The organism is Pseudomonas putida (genome assembly GCF_022627325.1).
GTDB classification, from domain to species: Bacteria; Pseudomonadota; Gammaproteobacteria; order Pseudomonadales; family Pseudomonadaceae; genus Aquipseudomonas; species Aquipseudomonas putida_X.
Map to the genome: position 1 here is coordinate 290,894 of NZ_JAETZZ010000001.1, position 26,280 is coordinate 317,173.

10 protein-coding genes are annotated in these 26,280 nt (G+C 57.0%); 9 read left to right on the plus strand and 1 reads right to left on the minus strand.

Annotation, left to right across the window (positions count from 1 at the left end):
* Positions 1-213: 213 nt before the first annotated feature.
* The gene (locus tag JNA92_RS01350) at positions 214-1,197 is read right to left on the minus strand and encodes a hypothetical protein (protein ID WP_241803001.1); all 984 of its coding nucleotides are present in this window, start codon (positions 1,195-1,197) and stop codon (positions 214-216) included.
* Between the two features lie 285 nt (positions 1,198-1,482).
* Between JNA92_RS01350 and JNA92_RS01355 the strand changes: the two genes are divergently transcribed.
* From JNA92_RS01355 to JNA92_RS01395, 9 genes are all read left to right on the plus strand, one after another.
* Positions 1,483-3,972, plus strand: a complete 2,490-nt coding sequence (locus JNA92_RS01355; protein WP_241803002.1) for a hypothetical protein — start codon at positions 1,483-1,485, stop codon at positions 3,970-3,972.
* Positions 3,973-4,323: 351 nt separating this feature from the next.
* A complete protein-coding gene (locus JNA92_RS01360) occupies positions 4,324-6,141 on the plus strand; it encodes a hypothetical protein (RefSeq protein WP_241803003.1) in 1,818 nt (605 codons plus the stop codon).
* Positions 6,142-6,206: 65 nt separating this feature from the next.
* Complete coding sequence (locus tag JNA92_RS01365) at positions 6,207-8,663, plus strand: hypothetical protein (protein WP_241803004.1); 2,457 nt, start codon at positions 6,207-6,209, stop codon at positions 8,661-8,663.
* Positions 8,664-9,354: 691 nt separating this feature from the next.
* Complete coding sequence (locus JNA92_RS01370; protein WP_241803005.1) at positions 9,355-11,844, plus strand: hypothetical protein; 2,490 nt, start codon at positions 9,355-9,357, stop codon at positions 11,842-11,844.
* Positions 11,845-12,535: 691 nt separating this feature from the next.
* Positions 12,536-15,019, plus strand: a complete 2,484-nt coding sequence (locus JNA92_RS01375) for a hypothetical protein (protein WP_241803006.1) — start codon at positions 12,536-12,538, stop codon at positions 15,017-15,019.
* On the plus strand, positions 15,016-17,868 hold the full coding sequence (locus JNA92_RS01380; RefSeq protein WP_241803007.1) for a hypothetical protein: 2,853 nt from the start codon (positions 15,016-15,018) through the stop codon (positions 17,866-17,868). Before JNA92_RS01375 ends, JNA92_RS01380 begins: the two co-directional genes overlap by 4 nt.
* Positions 17,869-17,935: 67 nt before the next feature.
* Positions 17,936-21,769: a sugar-binding protein gene (locus JNA92_RS01385; protein ID WP_241803008.1), complete on the plus strand. Its 3,834-nt coding sequence runs from the start codon at positions 17,936-17,938 to the stop codon at positions 21,767-21,769.
* A 143-nt stretch (positions 21,770-21,912) separates the two neighbouring features.
* Positions 21,913-23,889, plus strand: a complete 1,977-nt coding sequence (locus JNA92_RS01390; protein ID WP_241803009.1) for a hypothetical protein — start codon at positions 21,913-21,915, stop codon at positions 23,887-23,889.
* Between the two features lie 164 nt (positions 23,890-24,053).
* A complete protein-coding gene (locus tag JNA92_RS01395; protein ID WP_241803010.1) occupies positions 24,054-26,243 on the plus strand; it encodes an autotransporter outer membrane beta-barrel domain-containing protein in 2,190 nt (729 codons plus the stop codon).
* Positions 26,244-26,280: the final 37 nt, after the last annotated feature.

Below are 26,280 nucleotides of genomic sequence, written 5' to 3' on the forward strand. Positions count from 1 at the left end.
GGCACCTGGCAAAAATGATAGGTCCTTCAAAGGCGCACAGGCTGGTCCAGGATTAACTGGCAGTGCTCATAAAATGTGGTTATTGCCAAGATGACTATGGGCTGCCGTTAATCTCGCTAGTTGGCGAGTGGGCCTGCGGAAATTGAAAGCTTCAGCGCTGACAATGGATGAATTGCTCATGACGGGGAGACCTAGAGTGCGAATGGATAAAAATCATTGCACGAGTGCGCAGCGCACACGGGTATCGCCATTTTCGTCTTTATAATGCCAGCGACCAATCATGACCTCGCCAGGCTCGCATTGGAAGTTACTCCCATCCTCGCTTTGCTCTTTGCTCCACGGCCTAGGCGTAACGGTAAGTCTATGGCCGCTTTCTGTCTTGGGTGCCTTGCACCGATAGACTGTGTCGCCATTTTCATCGTTGTAGTGATCTCGGCCGGTCATGACCTGATTAGGTGGGCAAGTAAAGTAATGCCCGCCGTCCTCATTGAACCGACGGGATTGGCTTTGCTCATTTAATACGACATGGCTGTCGCCTTGCTTTAGGCGTGCGCACGTATAAGTGGTAAGGCCGTTCTCGTCGTGGTCGTGTTCTCTACCAGTAATCACCATGTTTGGCGGGCAATCGAACTCAGAATCACTTTCATATTTTGACAATTCTTCAAAATCGTAAACGCTCGTGGGTTTCAGCTTCGGTGTATCGATATCTGCGGAGGTTTTAACTTCAACGCACTCGACCGAATCCCGTGGGTTAGCCCCAGGCTTCAGTGTCATCGACTGCAGTTTTACGCCGCGCGTAATGACATATCCAGGCTGGAACGTATAGAGGTTGGCGATTTCCCAGGGGGTCCGCGGGTCTGTAGAAGTTGAGGCCTCTGAGATGCGTAATGTAATTTCGTGTTTGCCCTTACCACGGGTACACCAAGGGTCATCGGTCATGTAGATAGTCGCGGAGGAGGGAAGATCCGTCAACACGAGGCTTCTGACCTTCCAGTCCTTGCATTGCAGGGACGAGCCATAGGCGGTCAGGTTGAATTGCTGGGTCACCCCTGTGCCGGGGCCGGGAATATCAAAAATGCATTTGTCCTTCTGCGGATTCAGCAGCGTGATAGTACCGCCGCCTTGCGCAACTGCGGCGTGGTTCACTGATAGAAGCAGTAGAGTCAATAAACTGCACAGTAGCTTATATTTAGCCATGGTGGCTGCCTCGCGTCAGATCGATTAATGGGCCGATGGTTGTAGCGGTGCTTAACATGCCCCGGCTTTCGTTACTGTTAAAGAAGCTAACCCAATGGGGGCGGTGAGGCACCTGGCAAAACTGCTAGGTCCGGCGGGGCGCATAGATGGGTCTAGATTATCTGGCAGCGTTTCAGGCTAGGTAGCCCAGGTGAATACCGAGGACCTGATAATTTTGCCAGTAGGCGGATGGCTGAGCCTCAGTTATAAGAAGTAGAGCCCAACGCATCGATTGAGGACAGAAAATTGGCTAGAGAGTCGTTTGAAGATTTTCTGAGTTTCATGCGCGAAAAACCTCGGACTTGGGGTTGGGACGCGCTTGTCGCTTATGACCGTGAGACAACCAATGATTTGCTGATGCAGGAATACATAGATCGTTTTGACAACGGAACATTCTTTGAAACCCTGACCTTCGCTGTACCTCTCACCCAGGGTTGGCAAGTCTCCGAAGGGCAGCGTCTGGACAAGCCCCGTTTGAAGTTCGAGGCCGCCGACCTGTCGAACAGCAGCGCAGACTTGTCGATGCGCATCGTGGGTGGCCGCCAGTTTCATGTGGGTCTCGACCTGAACCGTGGTTATCGGTTCAACTCCATTAAACTGGCAGATGCACTGAATGGGCCTGTTTTGCATGTGCGTTTGGAATTGGGCAAAACGCCGGGCCATGTGGAGCGGCTAATTGGTCTTCGAGCGAGTGTCATCATCGATTTAAGCAATCCGAGTTGGGAGTTTTACCTGACTTTTTCAGACTACCCGGAAGAGAACCATTTGGGCGGTGCGCGGTATAAAGAGATATTTGCCAATTGGCCTGACGAAAAGAAAGCGTTAACCCTGTGTGAACTCAGCATCGTCTTGGTCGACTTGGTGCAGCCAGAGAGTTTTTTGATCAGGACCCACGCCGAGCCCAATGCAACGGATGGCGAAGGTGCTGTGCTGCTTTTCGTGACAATGAAGGGCAGTGAAAACGGCAGCTTGCCGGCGGCTGATAAAGACTTCCATTACCTGCTACCCGAAGCGCCCAATGCTGAAATGCCCTATAGCACCAATGTGGTTTTTTCGCATAATTTTTTCTTGCCGCGGATGGTGGAACAATGGTTTTTCGACCTTCAGTTTGAAAACGTGGGTAAACCTTACGAGTTTGAAGTATTAGGTGGCAGTGACGGGGGGTTCATTCAAGGGGTTCGAGTAACCCACGGGGCGTTGCAGGTGCCGCGGTTTGAGACCGACCCGGAGACTGAGCCTTATTTAAGATTCGGAGATTTTCCACTTGCATTCGCTGATGATTATGGGGTGGGGCAAGGTGCATTTACTGTGACACCTCATCAGTCTGAAGATGGGTGGTTTACGATCACTTGGACTGGGGGCTATTCCACTAGTCTGGTGGCTAAGGCGAATAGAAACTCAAGGGAGTACGCCTCAGGTGTTGATTATTGGTGGAGCTTATCTGTTGATTTTGCGATTGAAATTGATGGTGATAAAAGAGCCTACTTGAAAGTAGAACGCTGGGACATGCAGGGTGGGCTGGAATTTGGGTCCTACTGGAGTGGGTGGGCCGCGGTCGATCCCGATGTGTATAAGATTATGTCCGAAGCGAATACGCTAGCACCCCGGCTCATTGAGCAGCGGATGCAACGGGCCTTCGAAACGTTCAGCATGGCGACCAGATTCATGAATCTGTTGCTGCTTCATGGGTTTATTTTCAAAGGTGGCGCGAACACCATACAGCCTGATAAAGGCTACAACCCCGGTGATTTCGTACTCCCAGGTTACTTGGCACCCTCCCAAACCACCCTCAAACTCAATGCCACTGAAGTGACCATCGGCGCCGGCTCGTTCTATCAATTCACCGCCGAGCCATCCAGCGGGGTCACCTGGGCAGTGAGCAACTTGCCGGATGAAGAGGGTGATTGCGGCAGCATCGATGCCAACGGCAAGTACACGCCCATGGTCGCCTCGACAATCCCTCATGCGCAGAAGGTGGTCATCGTCACGGCCACCAGCGGCGAGCATATCAGCCGGGCCCTGGTCACCGTCATCAAGCGCAGCATTGCCCTGGACCCGGTCATCATGACCGCCCAGCAACTCGCCACCAAGGATAACGTCTACAAGGTTTCAGGCGCTTCGCTACAAGGCAGTAACCTCCAATGGCGTATGTCGGAGGGTGCGATCGGGTCGATCCAGACCGACCCGAACCCTCTTCCGGACGTGCAGGATGGTCGCCTGTATGTCGTGCCCAAGAAAAGCAGCGCCGCGACCATGGCGTTCGACGAGCGTTACGGCAAACTCATGCCGGTGGCCTCCGAGCAGTGGCAGGCCAGGCGGGCGGCGGGCTGCAAGTTCTCTGCAGCCGACCTTTCCGATCTCATGGCCGTCGAGCAGATCATCGTCGAAGGCGAAAACGACAGCCAAACCATCGACGTGCTGTTGCCGCTACAGAACGAAACGCACTGGTTCCAGTACCAGCCAATGGCTGACGGCAGCGTGCAGCTGGAGCTCTGGACCGATACCATGGATGGCGCTCTGCGGATAGAACCCGAAGCTGCCGATTGGTTTCTGGTGAAGGGCAACGGAACGTTAGACCTGGGCCTGTACACGCCCGCCGCCGATGGTAGCGACAGCTATGCCGTAGTGGTGGCCTTCGAGCCTGGCAATCCTCGTGGCTATTGGTGGACCTACGCCATCCTGCCCATGCCCTATCTGGACGTGGCGCACATTATTGAAAACGGAGAAAGCTCATGATCTCCAATAGCTACAGCCAAACGCTTCAGCGCTTGGCCTAACTGGCCAGCACGCTGAAGTTTACTGTGATCTTCATCAACTATGTCGCCACATTACTTGTTAAGCCAAGTTATGTGGCGGCCGTTGGGGGCTGCATGTTTTTTGCGCTTGCAGCGTAATTAACAATAAGAGCAGCAACCTCAATAATCAGCACGCTAGGGGCTGTTCAGGCGGGGTGCCTACCTTGCCTGAGGTCGGTTGAAGGCCGATGTTTGTTGCGGTACTTAATCCGGTTTACCTGTTAATTTTGCTAGTAGGCGGGTGGCTCAAACGCACTTATAAAGGAGCCCTGAGCCCACGAGGAATATGCCAATGTCGCGCCGACATGAACAGGCGGTCGAGCCGCTAACGCCGCCACCCGCTCCGATCATCGAAATACTCAATACCTACGATGAAATTGATTTTGAAATCTTGGGCGATGATGATCTGGCTGTTTCGATGGAATGGCCAGGCATCGCACTGGGCAATACATTCTACATTCACTGGCGAGGGGCGGGTGCCGCCGGCCAAGCTTTTGATTTCTACAGCGATTATGAGGTCGATGAGGCCAATTTCAACTCCCAGACAAACCGCGTCACGATCAACATCCTAAACGAATTCATCGTTGCCGCAGACCAAGGCTACGCCTTCGTCTCCTGCGAAGTAGCCAACCCAGCACTGGGGCATTCGCTGCGTCGCTTCGCTTTTGTAGGTGTTCGTGCACATCGCATGGAACATCTGCCGGTCGCGCAGGCTTTGGAGTCCCATGGGTTGTACATCGACCCCGCTGACCTTGGCAGCGCCGGGGCGACGTTCATCATCCCTCCCTACCAAGCCATGCAAAAAGGCGACGACGTCAAGTTGACCTTCCAGGGGTACAGCGACGGTTTCCCTGAGGTCCCCTGGACCGACCTTGAGCCAGTGCTGACGGAGGCCGATGTCGGCCTGCCGGTGATCAGGCAAGTTCCCAAAGACCAGTTCAATTTCCTACAACACGGCGATTACGCGCACGTCTGCTATCAGATCAAGCTTGCTTCAGGCGGCGAGGCCCTGGTGGGCCCGGTGCAGAGGCTGAACATTGGCCCGCTTCCCGAGGACCGCCTGCCGCAGCTGACCATCGACGACTACGAGGGCGGCGAACTGGACCCCATCGATTTTCCCGAGGGGCTGACGCTGCGGGTCAAAGCCTACCCTCAGCTCAATGTCTCGGACTGGATCTTGTTGCAGGTCAACGGGCAGCCCATCGGCTTCGAACGGGCCGACCTGAGTACCCTGCATGATGGGGAGATTACCTTCCAGCTAGGCGCGCAGGTGCTCAAAACCAGTGAGCGTCTGAAACTCTCGTACCAAAGCGCTCGCGAGGGCCTGGGCCTGGCTTCGGAAACCCTGGATGTGGAGCTGGTCGACACTCGAGACTTGGCAGTCGTCGAGGTCGAGCAAGCCCAGGGTGAAGGCGGCGAAAACCCCAACCATTTGTGGCTCGATGCCAATAGCGCTATAGGCGGGGCTTATATCAATGTGCCGCCCGTCGACCTGCGCGTGGGCGAAACGGTGCAGGTGCATTGGCTTGGGCGCCCCGACGCCGGTACCCATGTCGCCAGCGAGCCGGTAAGCCCCGCTTGGCCCTGGCGTTTCAGGGTGCCTGCCAGCGCCGTGGCGGCCAACATGGAGGCCAATGCCCAATCCGCCAATAAGCGCTTCGAGGTGCTCTGGCACATTGTCAAAGACGGGAAAACGGTCCAAGCCTCGCCGCCTGTCTATTTACGGATATTGCCGTTGGTCACCAGCCGTTATCCACAAATCACCTGTGCCCAGGCTCGAGGCCAGTTGTTGTCGCGTGAAAAAGCCTTGGCGGAGGGGGCACACCTTGCTCTCACGCAGTGGGTGTTCATGGCTGCGGAGCAGCATGTGAACATCGCGTTTATCGGTAAGGGGAACACGGGACCGTTCGCAAGAGTTCTACGTAATGAGCCGACCACGCCAGACGAAGTCGAGGCAGGAATGATCGAGCTCACAATCCCGGAAGACGTAGTGAGGGCGCAGACGCTCGGTGAAGTGTTTGAAATCCACGTAACGGTGAATTTCGAGAACGTCGATCAAGAGGACGTGACTACGACGTTCTCTACACTCTATTTAACAATGGCTCAATAACCGTTGACCATTCAATTGAGGGCAGCGCGATGGCGAGAGAGTCGTTTCAAGATTTTCTGAGTTTCATGAGCGAAAAGCCCCGCACGTTGGGATGGGACGCGATCGTCGCTTACGACCGTGAGACGACCAATGATTTGCTGATGCAGGAATACATAGATCGTTTTGACAACGGAACATTCTTTGAAACCCTGACCTTCGCTGTACCCATCACCCAGGGTTGGCAAGTTTCCGAAGGGCAGCGTCTGGACAAGCCCCGTTTGAAGTTCGAGGCCGCCGACCTGCCGAACAGCAGCGCAGACTTGTCGATGCGCATCGTGGGTGGCCGCCAGTTTCAGGTGGGCCTCGACTTGAACGGTGGTTATCGTATCAACTCGCTCAAATGGGCAGATGCCTTGAATGGGCCTGTACTGCATGTGCGTTTGGCGTTGGGCAAAACGCCGGGCCATGTGGAGCGGCTAATGGGTGGGCAGGCGAGTGTCATCATCGATTTAAGCAATCCGAGTTGGGAGTTTTACCTGACTTTTTCAGACTACCCGGAAGAGAACCATTTGGGCGGTGCGCGGTATAAAGAGATATTTGCCAATTGGCCTGACGAAAAGAAAGCGTTAACCCTGTGTGAACTCAGCATCGTCTTGGTCGACTTGGTGCAGCCAGAGAGTTTTTTGATCAGGACCCACGCCGAGCCCAATGCAACGGATGGCGAAGGTGCTGTGCTGCTTTTCGTGACAATGAAGGGCAGTGAAAACGGCAGCTTGCCGGCGGCTGATAAAGACTTCCATTACCTGCTACCCGAAGCGCCCAATGCTGAAATGCCCTATAGCACCAATGTGGTTTTTTCGCATAATTTTTTCTTGCCGCGGATGGTGGAACAATGGTTTTTCGACCTTCAGTTTGAAAACGTGGGTAAACCTTACCAGTTTGAAGTGTTGGGTGGCCGTGACGGGGGGTTCATTCAAGGGGTTCAAGTAACCCAGGGGGCGTTGCAGGTGCCGAGTTATAGAACGGACCCGGAGAGTGAGCCCTATTTGAGTTTTTTTGGAGGCTTTACACTTGCATTCGCTGATGATTGGGAGTGGGGCGAAGGTGCATTTGTTGTGACACCTCATCAGTCTGAAGACGGGTGGTTTACGATCACGTGGACTGGAGGCCATTTCGCTACTCTGGAGGCTAAGGCGAACAGAAACTCAAGGGCGTACGGCCATTTTGTTGATCATTGGTGGCGCTTATCTGCAGATTTTTCGATTGGGATTGATGGTGATAAAAAAACCTACCTGAAATTAGAACGCTCGAACATGCAGGCTGGGCTGGAATATAGGCCCGCCTGGCATGATTGGGCCAAGTACGATCCCGATGTGAATGAGATGATGTCCGAAGCGAATACTTTAGCATCCCACCTCGTTCGCCAGCGGATAGAGAAGGCCCTCGAAAGCTTCGGCATGTCTACCAGATTCATGGATCTGTTGCTGCTTCATGGGTTTATATTCAAAGGTGGCGCGAACACAATACAGCCTGATAACGGCTACAACCCCGGTGATGTCGTACTCCCAGGTTACTTGGCACCCTCCCAAGCCACTCTCAAACTTAATGCCAATGACGTTAGTATCGGCGCCGGCTCGTTCTATCAATTCACCGCCGAGCCGTCCAGCGGGGTCACCTGGGCAGTGAGCAACTTGCCGGATGAAGAGGGTGATTGCGGCAGCATCGATGCCAACGGCAAATACACGCCCATGGCCGCCTCGACAATCCCCCATGCGCAGAAGGTGGTCATCGTTACGGCGACCAGCGGCGACAATATCAGCCGGGCATTGGTCAGCGTCAGCAAGCGCAGCATTGCCCTGGACCCAGTCATCCTGGTGGCGGAGCAACTCGCCACCAAGAATAATGCTTACAAGGTTTCGGGCGCTTCGCTACAAGGCAGTAACCTCCAATGGAGCATGTCGGAGGGTGCGATCGGGTCGATACTGCCCGACCCGAACCCTCTCCCGGACGTGCAGGATGGTCGCCTGTATGTCGTGTCCAAGAAAAGCAGCGCCGCGACCATGGCGGTCGACGAGCGTTACGGCAAACTCATGCCGGTGGCCTCCGAGCAATGGCAGGCCCGGCGGGCGGCGGGCTGCACGTTTTCCGAAGTAGACCTTTCTGAGCTTCTAGCCGTCGAGCAGATCATCGTCACAGGAAAGAACGACACCCAAACCATCGACATCCTGTTGCCGCTGCACAGCGAAACCCACTGGTTCAAATACCAGCCGATGGCTGACGGCGGCGTGCAGTTGGAATTCTGGACCGAGGACCAGAATGGCGATTTCCTGGTAGACCCTGCCTTGGCCGATTGGTTTCTGGTGAGGGGCAACGGAACGCTAGACCGTGGCCTGTACACGCCCGCTGCCGATGGTAGCGACAGCTATGCCGTAGTGGTGGCCTACGAGCCTGGCAATTCTCGTGGCTATTGGTGGACCTACGCCATCCTGCCCATGCCCTATCTGGACGTGGCGCGCATTATTGAAAATGGAGAAAGCTCATGATCTCCAGTCGCTAAAGCCAACCGCTTCAGCGCTTGGCCTAACTGGCCAGCACGCTAAAGTTACTGCGTTCATCATTCCCTATGTCGGCACATGACTTGTTATGCCGGGTTGTGTGCCGGCTGTTGATTGCCGCACCTTTTCCGCTTGCGGCGTTATTAAAAATAAGAGCAGCGACATTAATAATCAGCACGCCAGGGACCTGTTCAGGCGTGGTGGCTACCGTGTCTGAGACCGATTGAAAGCCGATGTTTGAAGCGGTGCTTAACACGCTTGACCTGTTAATTTTGCTAGTAGGCGGGTGGCTCAAACGCGCTTATAAATGAGCCCTGAGCCCACGAGGAATAGGCCAATGTCACGCCGACTTGAACAGGCGGTCGAGCCGCTAACGCCGCCACCCGCCCCGATCAGCGAAATACTCACTACCGACGATGAAATCGATTTTGAGACCTTGGACGATGATGATCTGACTGTTCGATGGAAAGGCCAGGCATCCAGACGAAGTCGACCCAAGAGTTATCGAACTCACAATCCCGGAAGACGTAGTGAGGGCGCAGAAGCTCAGTGAAATGTTTGAAAGCCACGTAACGGTGAACGTCGAGAACGTCGATCGACAGGACGTGACTACGACGTTCTCCACACGCTATTTAACAATGGCTCAATAGCCGTTGATCATGCAATCGAGGACAGAAAAATGGCTAGAGAGTCGCTTAATGATTTTCTGATTTTCATGCGCGAAAAACCTCGGACTTGGGGTTGGGACGCGATTGTCGCTTATGACCGTGAGACGACCAATGATTTGCTGATGCAGGAATACATAGATCGTTTCGAAGGTGAAGCATACTTTGAAACGCTGACCTTTGCTGTACCCCTCACCCAGGGTTGGCAAGTTTCCGAAGGGCAACGTCTGGACAAGCCCCGCCTGAAGTTCGAGGATGCCAAGCTGAGTGACAGCACAGCAGACTTGTCCATGCGCATCGTGGGCGGCCGCCAGTTTCACGTCGGCACCGACCTGAACGGTGGTTATCGGTTCAACTCCCTTAAATTGGCCGACGCCCTCAATGGGCCTGTACTGCATGTGCGTTTGCGCTTGGGCAATACGCCGGGCGACATAGAGCCGGTAGAGAATGGTGAGGCTAAAGTCGTCATCGACTTGAGCCATCCGAGTTGGACGTTTTACCTGACCTTTTCAGATTACCGGGAAGAGAACGAGTTGGGCGGTGCGCGCTACAAAGAAATATTTTCCAGTTGGCCTGACGAAAAGAAAAAGTTAACCCTGAATACGCTCAGGGTCGCCCCTAACGAGTTTGTGCAGCCAGCCAGTTTTTTGATCAGAACCCATGCCGAGCCCGACGCAACGGATGGCGAAGGTGCTGTGCTGCTGTTCGTGACAATGCAGGGAGGTGAAAACGGCAGCTTCCCGGCGGCTGATAAAGACTTCCATTACCTGCTACCCCAAGCGCCCAATGCTCCAACGCCCTATACCACCAATGTGATTTTTTCGCATAACTTTTTCTTGCAGCGGTTGGTGGCCAAATGGTTTTTCGACCTTCATAGTTCTGCCGTGGATAGGCCTTTCCAGTTTGAAGTAGTGGGTGGCAGTGACGGGGGGTTCAATCAAAGTATTCGAGCAACCCAGGGGGTGTTCGATATACCGCCTTACAAGACCGACCCGGAGAGTGAGCCCTATTTGGATTTTCAAGACGGATTTAAAATGGCATTCGCTCCAGATGAGGAGTGGGGGGACGGTGCATTAACAGCGCAACGTGATCCGGCGAAAGAAGGGTGGTTTACAATCGACTGGGGCGGAGGTAATCGCACTACTCTGTTGGCTAAGGCGAAAAGTAACTCAAGGTTTTACACCGGTCCAGTTGATTATAGTTGGGGGGGATATGGTGATTTTTCGATTGGGATTGATGATAATAAAACCTATATGAAACCAGAGTACTCGAGCACGTACGCTTATCTGACACCTCAGCCCATCTGGGATGAGTGGGCCGCTTCCGATCCCAGTGTGAATGAGATTATATTCGAAGCGGATAGATTAGGAAGGCACCTCGTTGATCAGCAGTTAAGGAATGCCATCGATTCATTCAGCAAGTCTACTCAACACCTCGATCTGTTCCTGCTTCATGGGTTGTTATTCAGAGGTGGCGCGAAGTTAATACAACCTGATAGCGCCTTCGTCCCCGGTGATGTCGTACTTCCTGGGTATCTGGCGCCCTCCAGAACAGCCCTCAAACTCAATGCCACTGAAGTGACCATCGGCGCCGGCTCGTTCTATCAATTCACCGCCGAGCCATCCAGCGGGGTCACCTGGGCAGTGAGCAACTTGCCGGATGAAGAGGGTGATTGCGGCAGCATCGATGCCAACGGCAAGTACACGCCCATGGTCGCCTCGACAATCCCTCATGCGCAGAAGGTGGTCATCGTCACGGCCACCAGCGGCGAGCATATCAGCCGGGCCCTGGTCACCGTCATCAAGCGCAGCATTGCCCTGGACCCGGTCATCATGACCGCCCAGCAACTCGCCACCAAGGATAACGTCTACAAGGTTTCAGGCGCTTCGCTACAAGGCAGTAACCTCCAATGGCGTATGTCGGAGGGTGCGATCGGGTCGATCCAGACCGACCCGAGCCCTCTTCCGGACGTGCAGGATGGTCGCCTGTATGTCGTGCCCAAGAAAAGCAGCGCCGCGACCATGGCGTTCGACGAGCGTTACGGCAAACTCATGCCGGTGCCCTCCGAGCAGTGGCAGGCCAGGCGGGCGGCGGGCTGCAAGTTTTCCGCAGTCGACCTTTCCGATCTCATGGCCGTCGAGCAGATCATCGTCGAAGGGGAAAACGACAGGCAAACCATCGACGTGCTGTTGCCGCTACAGAACGAAACGCACTGGTTCCAGTACCAGCCAATGGCTGACGGCAGCGTGCAGCTGGAGCTCTGGACCGAGGACCAGGATGGCGATCTTCGGATAGAACCCGAAGCTGCCGATTGGTTTCTGGTGAAGGGCAACGGAACGTTAGACCTGGGCCTGTACACGCCCGCTGCCGATGGTAGCGACAGCTATGCCGTAGTGGTGGCCTACGAGCCTGGCAGTCGTCGTGGCTATTGGTGGACCTACGCCATCCTGCCCATGCCCTATCTGGACGTGGCGCGCATTATTGAAAATGGAGAAAGCTCATGATCTCCAGACGCTACAGCCAAACGCTTCAGCGCTTGGCCTAACTGGCCAGCACGCTGAAGTTACTGCGTTCATCATTCCCTATGTCGGCACATGACTTGTTATGCCGGGTTGTGTGCCGGCTGTTGATTGCCGCACCTTTTCCGCTTGCGGCGTTATTAAAAATAAGAGCAGCGACATTAATAATCAGCACGCCAGGGACCTGTTCAGGCGTGGTGGCTACCGTGTCTGAGACCGATTGAAAGCCGATGTTTGAAGCGGTGCTTAACACGCTTGACCTGTTAATTTTGCTAGTAGGCGGGTGGCTCAAACGCGCTTATAAATGAGCCCTGAGCCCACGAGGAATAGGCCAATGTCACGCCGACTTGAACAGACGGTCGAGCCGCTAACGCCGCCACCCGCTCCGATCATCGAAATACTCACGACCGACGATGAAATCGATTTTGAGACCTTGGACGATGATGATCTGGCTGTTCGATGGAATGGCCAGGCATCCAGACGAAGTCGACGCAAGAGTAATCGCACTCACAATCCCGGGAGACGTAGTGAGGGCGCAGAAGCTCGGTGAAATGTTTGAAAGCCACGTAACGGTGAACGTCGAGAACGTCGATCGACAGGACGTGACTACGACGTTCTCCACACGCTATTTAACAATGGCTCAATAGCCGTTGATCATGCAATCGAGGACAGAAAAATGGCTAGAGAATCGCTTGAAGATTTCCTGAGTTTCATGCGCGAAAAGCCTCGCACTTTGGGCTGGGATGCGATTGTCGCGTATGACCGTAACAAGGCCAATGATTTGCTGGTACAGGAATACATAGATCGTTTCGAAAGTACGGCATACTTTGAAACGCTGACCTTCGCTGTACCCATCACCCAGGGTTGGCAAGTTTCTGAAGGGCAGCGTCTAGACAAGCCCCGCCTGAAGTTCGAGGATGCCGAGCTGGGTAACAGTACAGCAGATTTGTCGATGCACATCGTGGGCGGCCGCCAGTTTCACGTGGGTTTCGACCTGAACGGTGGTTATCGGTTCAACTCCATTAAACTGGCCGATGCACTGAATGGGCCTGTATTGCATGTGCGTGTGCGCTTGGGCAATTCGCCGGGTGTTATCGAGCCAGTACAGAATGGGGAGGCAAAGGTCGTCATCGACTTGAGCAACCCGACTTGGGAATTTTACCTGACCTTTTCAGACTACCCGGAAGAGAACCTGGTGGGCGGTGCGCGCTACAAAGAGATCTTTTCCAATTGGCCTGACGAAAAGAAAAAGTTAACTTTGAATACGCTCAAGGTTGCGCCGGACGAGTTTGTACAGCCAGCCAGTTTTTTGATCAGGACCCATGCCGAGCCCAATGCGACGGGTGGCGAAGGTGCTGTGCTGCTGTTCGTAACAATGCAGGGAGGTGAAAACGGCAGCTTGCCGGCGACTGATGAAGATTTTCATTACCTGCTACCCGATGGTGAAACGCCCTATAGTACCAATGTGATTTTTTCTCAAAAATATTTCGTAACACGGTTGGTGGCAAAATGGTTTGCCGGACTCAATAGTGCCAACGCTGATAGCCCTTTCGAGTTCAAAATATCGGGCGACGGTGACGGGAGACAGACGTTCATTCAGGGGATTGAAGCTACGCGAGGCGTATTTAAAGCACCGCGCTATACGACCGATCAGAGTGCCAGGCCTTATCTGGACTATCAAAATGGATTCAATCTTCCGTTTGCACCTGATCCGGTTTTTGGGGTGGGTACGTTCCTTGCGAAGCAATCCCAGCTTTCAGAAGAGCTAGAACTCGCTTGGTCCGGGGACAATAACACTTTTGTCGAGGCCGGCACGAATACAGGGCAGGGGTGGTATGCCGGTGAGTCTGATTTCGGTTGGACCGGGACTGCTACTTTTAGGTTCGGACTCGATGATCAAAATCAGTGTCGAATGCAGTTCCTAGGCTACGCAATGTTGTGTAGGCTGGGAGTTAGGTCGGACTGGTATGATTATGCCAAGGATTATCCAGCCATGTATGAGGTCATAACCGAAACGAACAGAGTAGGAGGCGAAAAGGTCAAAGAAGCGGTCACTGGGGCCATCGACAGTTTCGCTGGTGCCACTAACGATCTCAATCTGTTTCTGATTCATGGGTTGTTGTTCAGGGGCGGAGCGGAGGTCATACAGCCTGATGAAGCCCACCTCCCCGGTGATGTCGTACTTCCTGGGTATCTGGCCCCCTCCAGAACAGCCCTCAAACTCAATGCCACTGAAGTGACCATCGGCGCCGGCTCGTTCTATCAATTCACCGCCGAGCCATCCAGCGGGGTCACCTGGGCAGTGAGCAACTTGCCGGATGAAGAGGGTGATTGCGGCAGCATCGATGGCAACGGCAAGTACACGCCCATGGCCGCCTCGACAATTCCCCATGCGCAGAAGGTGGTCATCGTCACGGCCACCAGCGGCGAGCATATCAGCCGGGCCCTGGTCACCGTCATCAAGCGCAGCATTGCCCTTGACCCGGTCATCATGACCGCCCAGCAACTCGCCACCAAGGATAACGTCTACAAGGTTTCAGGCGCTTCGCTACAAGGCAGTAACCTCCAATGGCGTATGTCGGAGAATGCGATCGGGTCGATCCAGACCGACCCTGACCCTCTTCCGGACGTGCAGGATGGTCGCCTGTATGTCGTGCCCAAGAAAAGCAGCGCCGCGACCATGGCGTTCGACGAGCGTTACGGCAAACTCATGCCGGTGCCCTCCGAGCAGTGGCAGGCCCGGCGGGCGGCGGGCTGCAAGTTTTCCGCAGTCGACCTTTCCGATCTCATGGCCTTCGAGCAGATCATCGTCGAAGGGGGAAACGACAGCCAAACCATCGACGTGCTGTTGCCGCTGCGCAACGAAACGCACTGGTTCACGTACCAGCCGATGGCTGACGGCGCCGTGCAGCTAGAGTTCTGGACCGATACCCAGGATGGCCATTACCAGGTCCCCCCCGAAGATGCCGATTGGTTTCTGGTCAGGGGCAACGGAACGTTAGAACTGGGCCTGTACACGCCTGCTGCCGATGGTAGTGACAGCTATGCCGTAGTGGCGGCCTACGAGCAGGGCGCTCGTGGCTATTGGTGGACCTACGCCATCCTGCCCATGCCCTATCTGGACGTGGCGCCCATTATTGAAAATGGAGCAAGCTCATGATCTCAAACAGCAAAGATCAGATTCTCCAACGCCTGGCACAAGGCCAAGTCATGAACGGCTGGGGCGCGATCATCGCGCTCGAGGGGGAGCAACTCAACAAGATGCTCGAACAGCGCTATCTCGAGGCCTTCAGAGACCTGAGCTTTCTGCTGCCATTCACCCTGGAGCTGTCACCGGGCGAAAGGCCGGATGAACAAATCGTGTTGAACAACCTGGTGTTCGGCGTGCCGCGGCTGTCGTTCGAAGCAGCCCAACTGGCCGACAACAAGGCCACGCTTACCTTGGATATTCTCGCGGGCACCATGACGCAGATGTTCGACACCCCCGCGCAGCCGCCAGTCATGTTGCAGAGCACCAACCTCGGCGCGGAGTTGGGGCATCGCGTGCAGATGACCGTGAGCCTGACCGTTGTCACGGGGCTTATCGATGGCAGCGGCAAGCTGGCGATCGACATGTCCCAGGCAGAGGGTTTCGACTGCCAGCTGGGCCTGGCCAGGGAGGTGGAACTGGAGATCGCCCAGGCCATGGGTGCGCGCATCCAGTCGTTGCCCGCCTATCGGCAGCTGTTCACGGTGGCCACGCTCGACTTCCAGAACAAAGGGCCGTTGAGCGTGCAGCGCTTCGAGGTGCTGACCCAGCCGCATCCTGATGCTGCCAAGGCCGCGCAAGAGGGAGCAGGGGCCGTTGTGCTGTTCTGCCAGTTGCGTGCGGATGATGAGCCTGGCGGGTTACCGACCAATGATGGGCGTTTCCCCTATCTGATCCCCGACGATGTCGATATCCAAGGTGGGGCAGCATTCAATGCCACGGTGTTGATGCACGATCGGTTGCGCAAGTTCTTTCCGCTCCAGGTCCCGGGTGTTGCAGGGCACCTGGCGCTACCTAACGCGCATGTGCTGGGCGAGGGTGAGACACATGATCCGCTGGACCGCGTCACTTTCACGCAGGTAAGCGCCACAGAGCGCTCGTGGTTCGTCGAGCCTTTGCAGGCGCAGATCGAGGCCGGCGGCGTCAGGGCGTTCAAACTGGTCAATGGCCGCGGCACCCAGGCCAACGCAACGGCGTCCCAGTGGACCGCCGCCAACCTCCAACGCCAAAGCACGGGGACGATGCGGCCAGACGGCACCTACGAGGCGTCAGCGCGCCCTGCTTTCAGGCAGAATCAGCAAGTGGTCGTGGTATCCAACGCCTTCGAAGACGGCGGACAGAACCAGGTGCGCACCTCGATCGCCGTCGAGCACGCCGAGCGAGTGTCCATCTCACCCAGCGCAGTCACCTGGCGCAGGGGAGAAGCTGCTATCAGCTTGATAGCCAGTACGACGGGGGGGGCCGCATCCTGGTCCTGGAGCCTGGAGGGGGAGATCTATGGCGAGCTGAGTCCAAGCGGGAATATCGCTACATTCCTACCCGATACGCCGGAACAGAACGTGCCGCAGATTCTGCTGCAGCGCATTCGCGCCACCGATACCAGTAGTGGCCATTTCGCTGAGGCCACTGTGGTCATCATTGCCTTTAGCGCCACATTGACCGTCACTCCGGCGCATGTGCCGGCAGTGGATGCCACGCAGCCGATCACATTCCAGGTGGAAGGAGGGAACGAAGGCATTGAGTGGTCGCTTTTCGGAGAGGGCTTTATTGATAGTGAGACGGGGGAGTTCACCCCCCCACCGAAGCCAGAGAGCAAGGTCACGGTGGTGATGGCGAATTTCCCCCCACGCCAAAGCGGCTATGCGGTCGTCGAACTGGCCGCCGAAGCGGTGGAACCGCCTACCTGGACCGCCCTCACCGAGTTCAGCCTGGCGATCACGGGTTCGAACACGTGCTACGCCAACGGCATGCAACAGGTCGAAATCCTGGTGACGATCGAAACCTCGACGCCTAGCGGGCAACCGAAGCAACCGCTGTCACCCACTGAGCTCTCCACGCTCAAACTGTATTATGACGCTGGCAGTACCCAACTGGAGTTCCTGGCGCCGGAGCAGGAAGGTTTGCCACCTGGCAGCGGTATCGACTGGGCAGTGGCTGTGCTGCCGAACCGCTTCCACCCTCAAACCGCCACTACGTCACCGGCGATTACTGGCGACCCTGAGGCGACCCGCCGACGGTATCTGTATCTGCAGAGTGGCCAGGCGACCAACACCCGGACGATCTATGCCAAGTTCACCAAAGATGGGGGTGGCGAATATGACTCTCGTGATAAGAACGGCAAGACCGACATTCAGAGCGTAGCCCCGCCAACGCTCGACGCCAGCCATTACAACCTGCAACGCGATCGGATCAAGGAGATCCGTGGCAGCAATGCAGGGGGACTGGACGACCCATTCAGCTATTGGACGGCATCGCTCGACTACTGGACGCTCTCGTACAGGCTTCATGGCTCTGGGCCTAACGTAAAGTTCCTGCTCTGTGAGCCTGTTGCTGCGCTTTCGGCAGTGCGCTGGGAAAGCGAGCAGTTGGATGAAAGCTTTGCCAGCTACCTGGCCTACGCCTTCAACCCCTATGAGGGCGAAGACCCATCCTCGCCTCCAGGGCTCATTATCGACCCCTGGCTGCGCGCCTTGTTTGCCGAAGAAAAAATCGGCTTCGAGGACCTGGAGGAAGATTTGGTGCCAGGCAAGGGGCCTGCGCCGGGTGACTTGATGGTCAGCCTCCACCGCATGGATGACCTCGTTTATTGGCATGACAAGATGGGTAACGGCGAGGAATACCGCAATTACCGCGAGCACCTGGAGGGGGGCTTGAAGTTCAGGCTTCGGGACTTGTACGGCAACCTGCATCCGATCGTGATCGATTACCCTGGCCCGACGGTGACGGGCCACCGTAACACCGTTGAGTTGCGCCTCTGGTGAACCGGCAAGCGCCCTGCGGCTGCGCGGGGCGCTTGCGATAAAAACCAACCGCTATCAGGAACAGGTCATGACTACCAAGACTCTGGTGCATTCCAACGCCTTCAATTTCTTGAGCTTCGTGCAAAACAGCGTGGACCCGCGCACCGGCCAGTACACCCTGGCCATCGAACTGCCCGAACTGGTCGGTAACGACCTCAGCGGCCCGTCATTGCCGCTGCGCCTGGCCTACAACCCACTCAACAACCAGGATTCGGGCTTCGGTGTCGGCTGGACGTTGAACCTTACCGAATACGTGCCGGCGAGCAACATGCTCACCTTGCACACCGGCGAGCGCTACAAGGTCGTCGGCGACAGCAACGACTACGCCATTCCCGAGCGCAAGCTGGAAAGCTTCCACTTCCATGTCGATGATGCCGAGCACTTTCGCGTGGTGCACAAGACCGGCCTGGTCGAATTCCTCGAGCTCCACGGCCCGCAAAGCAACCGCGTGGCCCTGCCGGTGCGGGTCGAAGCCGCCTCCGGCCATGCCATCACCCTTGAGCACACGCAAAACCCCTACGCCGAAAATGCCCCCTGCCTCAACCATATCACGCAGGCCGGGCCGTCTCTGCTCACGCTGACCTACGAGAGCGCCAGGGTACTGATCGACCTGCATCCGGGGTCCGGCCCGGGGGGCGCGCCCCTGGCGCGCTACGAACTCAAGCTCAGCAGCCAGGGCTCGCCGGCCAGGCGCTGCATCGACGCCGTGGTGCTGCCCACCGACGACAAGGCCAGCTGGCGCTTCAAGTACCGTGAACAGCGTGGCCTGTTCCTCCTGAGCGAGGTAGCCACCCCCAGCGGCGCCGTCGAGACCATCGCCTACGATGACGACGGCCATACCTTCCCCGGCGCCGGCCAGCTGCCCGACCCCCTGCCTCGGGTGACCCGCCACCAGGTCGACCCCGGGGCCGACCAGCCACCGATGATCACCACCTACGACTACACCAGCAACAACTTCCTGGGCTATGGCAGCGGGATCCAGTGGAAGGACGATGGCGAGGATCATCTCTACGACTCCACCGACCAGTATTTCACCTACGGCTCCACCGCCACACAGTGGCTGCTCGACGATGAGGGTGTGGAGCAGCCCCTGCGCACCATCACCCGTACATTCAACCGCTTCCACCTGCTGAGCAAGCAGGTCACCAACCAGGATGAACACATCCAGGAAGCCGAGACCGCCTACCATGAGCTCCCCGGGCTGACCTTCGCCCGGCAACCGAACAACTTCCAGCTCCCTTACAGCACGACCCAACGCTGGAAACGCGGCAACCAGCTGCGCGAAGAAGTGCTGATCACCCGCTACGACGAGCATGGCAACCTGACCCTCAAGTCCGAAGTGGCCGTGCCCCGCTACGATGCCCAAGGCAAACTGCTGGAAGCGCCAACCCTGGCCGGAACGATATACACCCGCCACAGTTACTACCCGGCCCTGGGCGAAGGCGACGATTGCCCGCCCGACCCGTACGGTTTCGTGCGCACGACCAAGGAAGAGACCCGGTACCCGGCCACCGACGCCGAGGGCCAGGCGCAAACCTTGTCTAACCGCTACTACTACAGGACGTTCGACACCCTTGGCGGCAGCCAGGGCGCCGACCACTACCTGCTGGAGCGCCAGGCGCAATTGCAAGTGCATGAAGGCAATGCCACGCTGACGATTCAGGCCAAGGAGAGCCTGTATTTCGATGACGCCGCAGATGCCCTGCGTCATGGCCGTCTCGAGTGCGAGACGACCACCCGGGCCGAGAGTGGCTTGCCTAGCGAGGTCAGCTACATCACCCAGGTTGCCTACACCTATGAAAAGCTCACAGGTGACGCTGGCAACGTGTTGCAGACTGTGCAGACCCATACCGGGTTCGATCACGATGAGGAGTTGGAGGATGGTAGCCGGCGCGACGCCCGCAAGACTGTCACCCTGCAGCACTGTGTGCTGATCAACGAGCCGCTGCTCAACCTCGACGACAACCAGGTCGAGATTGCCTACCAATACGACCCGTTGAGGCGGGTGACCCAGGAAACCGTGTCGCCCAATGACCCCCAGTACACGGCTTCACGCACCTATACCTACACCCTGGTGGGCGCCACGGGTGGGCGTGCCAGCCAGACCATGGCCGATGTGAAGCACGTTATCACCCGCAGCTGGGTGGACGGCCTGAACCGTGTGGTCGAAGAAGAACGCCAGGATGCCGATGCCGATACCCCGGCGAAGGCTCAGGACTACCGCATCAAGTACCAGGCCAGGTACGACGCCTTGGGCGACCTGGTAGAGGAAGTCGAATACGACTGGCTGGACTACAGCGACCGCAAAACCGAACTGCCGTTACCCTCGCATTACCTGTATGACGCATGGGGTGAGCGGTATTGCGAAATCGGCGCCGATGGCGCGAAACACTATGATCAGCTCGACCCGATCGGTGATGCTAGTGCCGACGGCCCCCTGCGCGATGCCTGGAGCGAGTCGGCCGATGGCACGCTCAAGACTGGCGTGACGCGTACCTGGCTCGACCTGGCGCAGCAGCCGACCCGGATCGAGCGCTTCGATGCCGGCGGCAATTCATACAGTGTCGAACAGCACTTCTACGACGGGCTGAGGCGCAAGTGCCGCGAGATCGACGCCGCGCAGGCCAGCAAACGCTTCACCTACGACGAGTTCGACCGCCTGCGCGACGAAACCCTCGCCAATGGTGCCGTGGTACACCGCGACTATGCGCCACACAGCGGCGAGGACCTGCCGGTAGCGATCGACGTCGGTGGGGTGGTGTTGGGGACGCAACGTTTCGACGGGCTGGACCGCATGATCGAGTCCACCACCGGGGGACGCCGCCGTGTCCAGCACTTTGCCCCAGGCCAGCGCCAGCCCGAAGCGGTAGTGACCGCAGCGGGCGCCCAGATCAAGTACCGCTATGCGCCGCAATTGGGCGAGGAGCCGTTGGAGCGGTATGTGGAAACCACTGAGGTGCGGGCCCAGTATGACTACGATGGACAAAATGCCAGGCTGACCAAGTGCAACGAACAGGGCGAGGGGCTCGAGCGCGATTATTTCAGTACCGGCCAGTTGAAGTACGAAAAACGCCAGGTTGGCGACCAGCCGCCCTTCGAGATGCACTATCGCGCCAGCCTGCTGGGGCGGGAACTGGAGTACACGGATGTGCTTGGGCAGGTGCAGACGTACCAGTACGATCAGCAAGGGCGCCTTGCTTCCACGACCTTGGGAACACTCAGTTCAACGTTCGAATATGACCCATTGGGGCGCCTTGAGGTGTATGAAACCCGTGACGGCGAACAGTATTTGAAGACGACCCTCGAATACGATGAGTTCGGCCGTGAAATACACCGCACGTTCGACATGGGCGAGCAGGAGCAGACGCTGAGCCAGGAGTACTACCCCACTGACCAGTTGCGCGACAAATACCTGCTGGCGGGGGAGACTGAACTGCGCCATGAACATTACGAATACGATGGCCGTGGCCGGTTGACCAAGTACACGTGCACGGCAGAGGACGGCTATGCCCCGGTAGACCCCTACGGCAAAGTCATACGGGAGCAGGTATTCGGCTTTGACAACTTGGACAATATCACCCGCGTACGCACGATATTCCCCGAAGGCCAGAATATGGCAACTTATGTATTCGACCTGCCTGATCCGGTGCAATTGCACTGGGTGCGTAATAACCATGGCGATTATCCCAAAGAAGTGGAACTGCTGTACGACGCCGACGGCAACATGACGCGCGACGAGGAGGGGCGCAACCTGACCTACGACCCATTGGGGCGTCTGGTAAGCGTGGTGCTGCCCTCAGCCGGCATTGAAGCGGCGTATGGCTACGATCCGCTGGACAGGCTGGTCAGCCAGTCCTCTTGACGTTCAGTCGAACCCCTGTAGCACGCCCGTGGCGTTTCGCAACCTGATAAAACTGCCAGTTGTGCCACCTCGCGGGTGTGCAGATAGTTACTGCAGGTGCGTTGTACCAAACAGTCTCCGAATAACGAAGGGGAAGAATTGATATGGAACGTTCAAATTGCGAAGTGTCTGCTGCCGAACAGGTGCGCCAGGAAGTACGTAGAAAGCGTATGCTTCGATCGCAGGCGCCGGGTACATTACCGGCACCCGCTGTGGATTCCGAGTTTATTGCAGATACCAACGACATGACGGTAGTAGGTGACGCTCTTCGGGCGAAGGACGATTTGCCTGCTGCGTTTCATTTCAAAATTCCCGCGTGGCCGTTTTCCGATCCGGTCGAGAATGACACGCTTAAGGTCTATCTCGATCATAGTCCGGCGCCTTTTTTTCTTGAGAACTATGATCCTCAGGATAAACCTACGTTTCCGCTGCAAATCCGAATTCCACAAGACGCCCTGGACGGGATGGGGGACGGCGTTAAAACCTTCCATTATACGGTAACTGCTGCAAGTGGTAACGTTTCCAGTTCCGCGGACCAGACGCTGATTTTCGATAGAGTGGCGCCCTACCAAAATCTATTACCGCCGAAGTTTGCGGATATCCCCACTGTCATTGATGCGAACAAAGGGCAGGTGAAACTCGAGCTGGCTGAGTATTCCGACTTTAAACCTGGCGATACCGTCCATGTATGGTGGCTCAAGGAACTGCCCGATCCGTTACCGTCACCAGACTTGTCAGTGCCTGTAGGCGCTTTACCCCAGGATCTGACGGTTCCGCTGGAGGTTATCGAGAGGGTGAAGGACGGTGGTGTCAAAGTGGTCTATGCCTTGGCTGACAAAGCCAGGAACTACAGTTCGGCCTCCCAGCCCCTCGAGGTCGGCGTTGCACTTGGCCCGTGGCCTACCACCTTTCAAGCGCCGCAGGTGGAGTTGGCCGTAGATGGCCTGATCGACCAGGCAGACGTTGCATTGGATGTTCAGGTGCATGTTCCTGTATTCGACAATGCCAAAGAAACCGATGAAGTCAGGGTTCATTGGGGATCCAAGTCTACCGCCTGGCGTACCGTGGGCGAGGGTATCTTCCCAATGCCGTTCGGGATCGACAAGAGTTTGATTTGGGAGGAATACGGCGGCGATACAGGAGTAGGTGACGTCCCTGTAACTGTAACCTACGAGGTCAAGCGAGGTTCGGTCCCGTTGCTGAACAAAGGTGAAAAGGACTTCACGTTCAACGTCAATCTCGAGCGTATCGGCCCTGTCGATCCGGCCCCTGATCCCGATTGGCCTGGGCCGATCAATGGCAAGCTGGACCCTGCCGAGGTCTATGGCGCGGTCTCCAATACCAAGAACAGCTTGGATGCAAGCGACGCCGATAAGCCTGTGAAGGTGGTTGTGCCGGTGGATCCGGCGTTCAAAGAGGGAGATGTCGTCACGCTGTTCTGGAGGGGTGAGAAGGTACTTGGCGTTGAGCATGAGATCACCAGCGATGATCTGGGTGAAGAGCTAGAGATGGACATCCAATGGGATGTCGTCGCGGCAGGGGGCAACGGCACTATCTCGATGCATTACGCCATTCACCGCCCGGGCAACCCTAATGGCACGCAGCCCAAGCCTACTAGCGTGGATGTTTCCGGCGTGGTGATCCGAACTGATGCACCTGCTTTCCAGGGCGTGACTGATACTGGCTACCTTAACTGCCAATCAATCTGGAGCGACCCTCCTCACGCGGACGACCCCGCTTTGCGCGTTACTGTGCCGGACCTTGCTGAGGTCGGCTTCGAAATTGGCAATAAGGTCGAGATGATTTGGCGAGCCACAGTTTATGGCACCGACCAAACCATTCCGGTCGGTTTTGCGCGTGAGATCGAGCTCGATACAAATAATATCAATGGTTTTGTCTGGCGTATCCCCTACGAGGATTATGTATTGCCGATTTACCTGTACGACGGCACCCACACCGATGCCAATGGGTATGTCAGCTACAAATCGGTAGGGACTCAAACGCCGATCGAGTCGGCAGAGGACCATGCTCGGGTCTCGATCCACTCGGCAGGCCTAACGTGCGATATCTCAGGCCCTTGAGTTGGAGCGGAGCGCTGCCAATGGCAGTGCTCCGTAGTCGTTATTAAGAAATCCCCGCTGATTTTTAGGACTTTTCCTACAACCAAATCTGAAGTGCGGGTATAGCTTTGTGCGCCTTGGGCCTTCGGGTCAACTTTTCCCTTCGGCATTCAAAGGTGTTTCTAATGACCATTGTCCGCACTTACGCGCTGTCGCCGCTGACGAGCGCCTTGCTCAAGGCTTCAGCCTTGCTCTTACTGTCGGCGCCGGCCGGCGCGGCTACCATCGTCGACGATCAACTGAGCATCGATGGCGACACTGCGCCTGACAGTTATTTCGTCGCGCCTGATGCCCAACTCGACGCCAACGGTGCTAGTACCCAAGACATCTCGATAGGGGAGAGCGGCCGGTTGAACCTGCAGCGCAGCAGCGTGACCGCGACCAGCGATGGCATCGGTGTGGAGCGAGGCGGGCACGCCATCATCAGCGACAACTCCAAGGTGGTGAGTGAGCGTATCGGCTTGCGCCTGTTGCGCACAGCCAGCGGTGGTTCCAGTGCAGTGGTCAACGACAGTCACATCGAAGGTGCCCGTGGGGGGGCCAGCGTTAGCGCTGGCTCGGCTTTGCGGCTGGAGCGCAGTACCGTGGTCGGTACTGGCGCTTCCAGCGCCGTCAGGATGTTCGGCAACTCGACCTTGGTGGCCGAGCAGAGCACCTTGATCGGTGCGCGCGCAGGCTTGCAGGTGAACGGTGATTCGGCCTTCCCCGGTGCTACCCAGATCACCCTTGCCGGCACTCGGGTGCAAGGGCTGGATGGCTCGGCGATCGTGGTCGGTGGAGATGGCTACGAGGCAGTTGATGCCGACATCGTGGTTGGCCCTGGTTCTTCGCTGCAGGGCAGCAACGGTGCCATTCTCGAGGTGCAAGGCGGCTCGCATGTGGACATGCAAGTCGACGGCAGCGCCTTGCAGGGTGATGTGCGGGTGGAGGAGGGCTCCAGTGCCAACCTGCGCCTGGACAATCAGGCCAGCCTGACGGGGCGCCTGGAAAACGTCGATGGCCTGACCTTGAACAACCAGGCCAGTTGGACCATGGTCGAGGACAGCAGCGTAGGCGCCATGGCGATGAATGGCGGTGCGGTCCACTTCGGCCAGGCGAACGATTACCAGCGTTTGACCCTTGGCACCCTGAGTGGCCAGGGCACCTTCGTCATGGATGCCGACTTCAGCACTGGCGAAACCGACTTTCTCGATGTAACCGGAACGGCCACCGGCAGCCACACCTTGCTGGTGGGCAGCAGCGGGGCAGAACCTGCAGCGGAAAACCAGTTGCACCTGGTGCACGCTGGCGCTGGCGATGCGACGTTTTCCCTGCTCAATGGGGCGGTCGATGTCGGTGCGTTTTCCTATGAGCTGGTGCAGCGTGGCAACGATTGGTACCTCGATGGCTCGCGGCAGATCATCAGCCCCGGTACCGTATCGGTGCTGGCGCTGTTCAATACCGCGCCCACCGTTTGGTATGGCGAGCTGACCACGTTGCGCGGTCGCATGGGCGAATTGCGCCGCGATGAGGGCAACACCGGTGCCTGGGTGCGCGCCTACGGTAACAAGTTCAACGTCTCGGCAAGCGCCGGCAGTGCCTACCAACAGGTGCAGCAGGGCTTCTCGGTCGGTGCCGATGCGCCGTTGCCGTGGGGCGATGGGCAGTGGAAGGTGGGTGTGCTCGCTGGCCACAGCAACTCCGACCTGAACCTGACCCGTGGTGCCTCGGCGCAGGTCAAGAGTTACTACCTGGGCCTGTACACCACCTGGCTCGATGCGCAAACTGGCTATTACTTCGATGGCGTACTCAAGGCCAACCGTTTCGACAACAGTTCCGAAGTCACGCTCAGTGACGGCCAGCGCACCAAGGGGGACTACGACAACTTTGGCGTGGGGGCTTCGGCGGAGTTTGGCCGCCACTTCGAAATTGCCGACGGGTACTTCATCGAGCCCTACACCCAGTGGTCGCTGGCCTCGATCGAGGGCAAGGACTACCACCTGGACAATGGCCTGCAGGCGCGTGGCGACGATACTCGGTCATTGGTGGGCAAAGCCGGTGCCACCTTGGGCAAGACCATCGACCTGAACGATGGGCGCTTCATCCAACCCTATCTGCGTCTGGCCTATGCCCATGAGTTCATCAGTAACAACGATGTGAAGGTCAACGATCATCGCTTCGACAACGACCTCTCCGGCTCACGGGGTGAGTTGGGGGCCGGTTTGGCGGTATCGCTGAACGATCGATTGCAGTTGCATGCCGATTTCGACTACGCCAACGGCGACCGTATCGAGCAGCCATGGGGCGCGAATGTCGGGGTGCGTTACACATGGTAGGTGCAAAGGATTGACCTGTGAACAACAGAGAGGCGAA

Coding starts and splice junctions, on each gene's coding strand:
- JNA92_RS01350 (WP_241803001.1), bottom strand. CDS start 1,197: ATGGCTAAATATAAGCTACTGTGCAGTTTATTGACTCTACTGCTTCTA.
- JNA92_RS01360 (WP_241803003.1), top strand. CDS start 4,324: ATGTCGCGCCGACATGAACAGGCGGTCGAGCCGCTAACGCCGCCACCC.
- JNA92_RS01365 (WP_241803004.1), top strand. CDS start 6,207: ATGAGCGAAAAGCCCCGCACGTTGGGATGGGACGCGATCGTCGCTTAC.
- JNA92_RS01370 (WP_241803005.1), top strand. CDS start 9,355: ATGGCTAGAGAGTCGCTTAATGATTTTCTGATTTTCATGCGCGAAAAA.
- JNA92_RS01375 (WP_241803006.1), top strand. CDS start 12,536: ATGGCTAGAGAATCGCTTGAAGATTTCCTGAGTTTCATGCGCGAAAAG.
- JNA92_RS01380 (WP_241803007.1), top strand. CDS start 15,016: ATGATCTCAAACAGCAAAGATCAGATTCTCCAACGCCTGGCACAAGGC.
- JNA92_RS01385 (WP_241803008.1), top strand. CDS start 17,936: ATGACTACCAAGACTCTGGTGCATTCCAACGCCTTCAATTTCTTGAGC.
- JNA92_RS01390 (WP_241803009.1), top strand. CDS start 21,913: ATGGAACGTTCAAATTGCGAAGTGTCTGCTGCCGAACAGGTGCGCCAG.
- JNA92_RS01395 (WP_241803010.1), top strand. CDS start 24,054: ATGACCATTGTCCGCACTTACGCGCTGTCGCCGCTGACGAGCGCCTTG.